Here is a 5,866-nt window from a genome sequence, read left to right as displayed (position 1 = left end):
ATCTGGGGCTTTCTTACGTCTTTATCTCCCACGATCTGTCGGTCGTGGAGCATATCGCTGATGAAGTGATGGTGATGTATTTAGGCCGCTGCGTGGAGAAAGGGACGAAAGATCAAATCTTCAACAACCCGCAGCATCCGTACACGCAGGCGCTGCTGTCGGCAACGCCGCGTCTGAACCCGGATGACCGCCGCGAGCGCATCAAGCTCACCGGCGAGCTGCCGAGCCCGCTGAATCCGCCGCCGGGCTGCGCGTTTAACGCCCGCTGCCGTCGCCGTTTCGGCCCATGCACCCAGCTTCAGCCGCAGCTGAAGGACTACGGTGGCCAGCTGGTAGCCTGCTTTGCGGTCGACCAGGAGCAAAACGGCGAGAAGCCCCTGAGCTGATTCAGGCAATCAATAATCAAAGCCGAAGCCTGTGCTTCGGCTTTTTTTTAACCATAACTCAGCAGTGTTGGAACAACCGACAACGAACAATACTGGCATTTTACGCCACAACCATTGCTATGTCGGGAGTCCGGGATAACTACATGAATGTATTTTACTTTATCTTGATTTTTTCTTTAGCCGGAGCAAATTAACAGCAAAAGCGATGCATAAAACTGTTCTTTGTTGTTCGGTCAACGCTTTATATTCCTGGTTTTTGGATAACATCCTGAGCTATTTATTTTGGACGGGAACAATATTTTATTATTTTAATTAAGCGCGGTAAGTGATTTCTAAACGCCTTAAAAAATATTAAAATGTATTCTCTTTAGCCTTCCCCTGGCGTGTATTACGCCATTTTTTAATATTCAGGCAGTATAAAAAACTACGATCTGCTAATGGGCTGGCAGGCTGCGGGGGGATTGACGGCACAGCCGCCCAAAAAATGGGGCTATCATTTTGAAAAAGAACTGTTAGTGTAACCGTACTACCACTATGGAATTACACCAGCCTGACCTATCCAAAATAATCAAATCGCGACTAAAGTTAGCGTATTGTGATGGCCGTAACGCCGGGTAAATGCCCAAAAAACAACAAATTAAACTACGCTTAATGGCGTGGGATGACAATTAAAACAGATTAAATATGACGTATTTAAATCATGAGGTTATCTATGAACCATTATGATGATTTGCAGCGCTTCAAGGAAAAGACGCGGACACACAGTCTAAAATTTAAGGACCTCTCATCAGAAGCCGCCGCCGGTGAAAAAGGGGATTGGGTTATTCTCAATCAACTTATTCCGGCGGAGGAAGCCTCTTCTTTGGCCATGGGTGGGTCGGTTTCCTTACCTCTGCCGCAGCGGGTTCCTGCCGATATGTTTCACAAGGTGGAGCCTGCGGCCGTTCAGGCTCCCCCGGCACCCTCTTTGGCTACACCGTCCCTGATTATCCCGCCCTCCGCGCCGCGGCCCGCCCCCGTGACGGACATGGCTGCTGCGGTGGCCGTAGAGCCTGCGCTGCCGCAAAGCCCGGCAGCGGCTGCGCCCGCCCCCCAGCCGCCGGTTTCTCAGGTTGCTGCGCAGCCGGTACCGGCCAGCGTCCCTGCGCCGGCAGTCAGGCCGCGTCCGGTGGCCGCGCCGACGACGGAGGGTTTTGCCCATCTTTTTGCGGCTAAAACCGCGGAGCCGGTAGCAAAAGATAAAGATCAGTCACTGAAATCACTCCTGGAGAGGATTGCGACATGCCGTTGATCTGCGTGTGTTCACCGAAAGGCGGCGTAGGAAAAACGACCCTGGCGGCAAATCTGGCCTGGGCGCTGGCCCGCGCAGGCAGTAAAGTTCTGGCCCTCGATTTTGATGTGCAGAACGCCCTGCGCCTGCATTTTGGCGTTCCCCTCAGCGACGAGCGCGGCTATGTCGCGAAAGCGCTGGAGCTCCATGACTGGAGCCAGTGCGTATTAAGCGCCGGCAGCAATATTTTTGTCTTGCCCTACGGCGACGTGAGCGACGCGCAGCGGCAGGCCTTCGATGAACGCCTGAGCCATGACGAGCATTTCCTGACGCGCGGCCTGGCGGCATTACTCAATTATCCGGGGCTGATTACGATTGCCGACCTGCCGCCGGGCCCTTCGCCCGCGCTAAAGGCGCTCACTTCGCTTGCCGATATGCATCTGGTACCGCTGCTGGCGGATACCGCCTCGACGTCCGCGCTGGCGCACGTGGAAAAGCAGCGTCTGACCGGGGGAGAACTCAACCATAAACTCGGACACTATTTCGTGATCAACCAGAGCGATAACCGTCGCCAGGTCAGTCGTGATGTTACGGCGTTAATGGAAGAAAAGCTGGGCGATCGCCTGCTGGGCATCATCCATCGTGATGAAAGCGTGGTGGAAGCGAATGCTTCCCAGAAGTCGATCCTGGACTTTAACTCCTCCTCCGCAGCCGCCTTTGATATTGAAATTATTGCCAAAAAAATCTCTGCGCAGTTGGGTATCAATATTGGTGACGGCAAGGTGCATAGCCAGCCTCGCAGGTCAGGGCTTTAATTTAATTGCAGGGCTGCTGAATGAAAAAGACGCTTTTCTGGTTGCTGGTACTGGTACTTTCGCCCATTGCCGTGCTGGTGGTGATCACGCCGATGGACAGCCAAAAGCAGTACATTTTTGGCCTGCTGAGCATCGCTATTCTCTTTGTAATGGGGTTCAGTAAAAATCGCAGCGTTTCCGTCATCATGGTTGTGACATCGCTGCTGATGTCGACCCGTTATATGTATTTCCGTCTGACGCAGACCCTGCATTTTAACTCCACCATTGAAGCGATTCTGGGGATGGGGCTGTTTCTGGCGGAAGTCTATATCTGGGTGATGCTGCTGCTTAACTACCTGCAAACGGTCTGGCCGCTAAAGCGTGAAATTGTCCCGCTGCCGGATGATATGAGCAAATGGCCGACGGTGGATATCTATATTCCCAGCTATAACGAACCGCTTGAGGTGGTGCGTGATACGGTGCTGGCTGCGCAGTGTATTGATTATCCAAAAGATAAATTAAAAATCTATTTGCTGGATGACGGTAAGCGCAATGAATTCGCGGTATTCGCCGCCGACGTTGGGGTTGGGTATATCACCCGTAACGATAACAAACACGCCAAGGCGGGCAACCTCAACCACGCGATGACGTTGACCCACGGCGAGCTTATCTGCGTTTTTGATTGCGATCACGTGGCAACCCGCGTCTTTTTGCAGGCGACGGTGGGCGGATTCCTCAACGATCCGATGCTGGCGCTGGTGCAGACGCCGCACTACTTCTATTCGCCGGACCCCTTTGAGCGCAACCTCTCCGTGGGCCGCAATATTCCTAACGAAGGGATGCTGTTTTATGGCCCGATCCAGCAGGGGAACGACAACTGGAACGCGACCTTTTTCTGCGGCTCCTGCGCCGTCATTCGCCGCGCCGCGCTGGAACAGATCGGCGGCTTTGCGGTAGAGACCGTGACCGAAGATGCCCATACCGCGCTGAAGTTCCAGCGCCTGGGCTGGAAGTCGGCGTTCCTTGATATTCCTCTGGCGGCCGGCTTAGCCACCGAACGTCTGGTGGTGCACGTGATTCAGCGTACCCGCTGGGCGCGCGGGATGACGCAAATATTCCGTCTGGATAACCCGCTACTGGGCCGTGGGCTGACGTTCCAGCAGCGCCTGTGCTATCTCAGCGCCATGCTCTATTATCAGTTCGCCCTGCCGCGGGTAGTCTTTGTCACCGCACCGCTGGCCTACCTGCTGTTCAACCTGAATATCATCTACTCCTCGGCCAGCCTGATTGTCTCCTACGCGCTGCCGCATCTGTTCCTCGCGATCTATGTCGGCTCGCGCATGAACGGTCGCTATCGTTACAGCTTCTGGGGCGAAATCTACGATATCGTGCTGGCGTTCCACCTGGTGCTGCCGACGCTGGTGACCATGATTTTCCCCAAACGCGGGAAATTCAACGTGACCGATAAAGGCGGCCTGCTGGACGTGGGCTACTTCGACTTTACCGTCGTCAGACCGCACCTGGTCGTCGCCTGTCTGCTGGGCCTGGGGGTGGTGGTCGGTATCGTCCGCGCCATCGGTCACGACTACTTTGGCTCAGACCCGAACGTTATCGCGCTAAACGTCGGCTGGGGGATTTACAGCCTGATCTTCCTGCTGGCCGCCATTGCCGTGGCGCGCGAAACCCGTCAGGTGCGAAAAACCATTCGTATTGATGTCGATATTCCGGTACTGATCCACTACACCAGCGGCATTGTCTCCCGCAGCCACACCGCGGACCTGTCCATGGGCGGCTGCCGCGTAAGCGCGCCGGATAAGCGCCACCTGCAGGATGAAATCGAAGAAATTGAGCTGATTCTCCAGTCCGGCGCGATTTCGATCCCGGTGCGCCAGGTCACCGCTGACGACCAGTTTATTCGTCTGCAATTTGATGAAAATATTCAGCTCTCCCGCCGCCGCGAGCTGGTGCGCGTGGTGCTGGCCCGCGCCGATGCGTGGATTAACCCGCCGCGCCCGCAGGACAACCCGTTCCGCTCTTTTGCCACCATTTTGCGCTGCGTATTCGAACTGTTCTGGCTGACGTGGAAGACGCGCCGTAGCCAGCGTCGTCAGCCGCCTGCGGCGAATCCCGCGCAGGAGGACGGCAGCCTATGAAACGTTTAACGACGCTTGCGCTGCTGGCCGGTATGCTCTCTGCGCCAGCGCTGCATAGCGAGGACACGCCCCCGGACGCATTGCCGCCGCTTAATTTTCCGCTACCTGATGCGGAAGCCAGCGGCGCGTCGGCGCCTGCCAGCGAAGCAAATTCGCCCGCCACGACCGAGCCCGCGCCGGCAAACGTCCCTCAGCCGGCTTCGCTACCCGCGATGCCGTCGCCGGTTGCATCTGGGGTCGCTGATACGGTGCCGCTAACGCCGATTGTCGGCGGAGACCTGAACCTCACGCAGATGGGCATGCCGGACGGCATCATCCTTAGCGGTGGACAAAACCAGGGCGGCGCCAGCTTTACGCTGCCCTCCGATCAGGTGGTCACCCACGCCCAGCTGATGCTGGATGTTAAGGTCTCGCCGGAGATGGCGTCCCGCAACGCCACGCTGCAGTTAATGCTCAACGGCCAGCCGCTCGGCACGCTGCCGCTGGGCGCGGACGGCGAGGAGATCTCGCACTATCAGCTGGATATTCCGGCGGCGCTGATGGTCTCCAGCAACAACCTGAGCTTTAAGATTAACGACGGCGATGCAATGCAGTGCCGGCTCGATATTCACGACACCTCGCGGGTAACCATTTTGCCCGCCTCCCACTTTAGCTGGGAGAGCCAGCAGCTTAATATCAGCAACGATTTAGGCCATTTCCCGCGCCCGTTTTTCGACAGCATGCAGATGACGCCGGCGGATATCGCTATCGCGTATCCGGAGAAACCAACGGCGGATATTTTCAGCGCTGCGGCGCTGGTGTCGTCATGGCTGGGTATTCAGGCCGATTATCGCGGTATCGCTTTTGACGCGCTGCGCGATCGCCTGCCCGAGAAGCACGGTATTATCATCGGCCACCCCGGCGATCGGGTGGGCGGCCTGACGCTGCCGCAAACCGACAAGCCGCTGCTGCGGATCGTTGAGAACCCCGGCAATCCGGCCTATAAGCTGCTGCTCATCGTCGGCCAGAACGACGCGGCGCTGCGGATGGCCGCCTGGCGCCTGACCCGCGGCGATTTCGCCCCGCAGACGGCCAGCATGGATGTTGATCCGCAGACGATAGCTGTCAGCAAGCCGTACGACGCCCCGCGCTGGATCGCCACCGATCGGCCGGTAAAAATCAGCGAGCTGATCCGCCAGGATCAAAGTATGACCGTCAGCGGCGTATGGCATGAACCGCTGCGCGTGGCCTTCCGCGCCGCGCCGGACCTCTACCTGTGGGATG

General features: G+C 57.0%; 4 protein-coding genes and 1 pseudogene. All 5 read left to right on the top strand.

From position 1 onward, the window contains the following. Window positions 1-386 (top strand): oligopeptide/dipeptide ABC transporter ATP-binding protein (locus HMPREF1144_RS16110; protein WP_009653373.1); only part of this gene is annotated, 386 nt, incomplete at its 5' end. Window positions 387-1,098: 712 nt separating this feature from the next. Next, window positions 1,099-1,677: a cellulose biosynthesis protein BcsO gene (gene bcsO, locus HMPREF1144_RS16105; RefSeq protein ID WP_009653374.1), complete on the top strand. Its 579-nt coding sequence runs from the start codon at window positions 1,099-1,101 to the stop codon at window positions 1,675-1,677. Between the two features lies 1 nt (window position 1,678). Continuing rightward, window positions 1,679-2,471: pseudogene (gene bcsQ / locus HMPREF1144_RS16100) on the top strand (cellulose biosynthesis protein BcsQ). A 20-nt stretch (window positions 2,472-2,491) separates the two neighbouring features. Continuing rightward, the gene (gene bcsA, locus HMPREF1144_RS16095; protein ID WP_004855311.1) at window positions 2,492-4,603 is read left to right on the top strand and encodes a UDP-forming cellulose synthase catalytic subunit; all 2,112 of its coding nucleotides are present in this window, start codon (window positions 2,492-2,494) and stop codon (window positions 4,601-4,603) included. Further along, a partial coding sequence (locus HMPREF1144_RS16090; RefSeq protein WP_009653375.1) for a cellulose biosynthesis cyclic di-GMP-binding regulatory protein BcsB occupies window positions 4,600-5,866 on the top strand: 1,267 nt, incomplete at its 3' end. The genes bcsA and HMPREF1144_RS16090, both read left to right, overlap by 4 nt.

Origin of the sequence: Klebsiella sp. OBRC7 (genome assembly GCF_000293135.1) — a bacterium.
Lineage (GTDB): Bacteria > Pseudomonadota > Gammaproteobacteria > Enterobacterales > Enterobacteriaceae > Klebsiella > Klebsiella michiganensis.
This window is presented reverse-complemented; position numbering and strand designations above follow the sequence as displayed.

Bases quoted from the DNA above. Each gene is read 5' to 3' on its own strand.
- bcsO (WP_009653374.1), top strand. From the start codon at position 1,099: ATGAACCATTATGATGATTTGCAGCGCTTCAAGGAAAAGACGCGGACA.
- bcsA (WP_004855311.1), top strand. From the start codon at position 2,492: ATGAAAAAGACGCTTTTCTGGTTGCTGGTACTGGTACTTTCGCCCATT.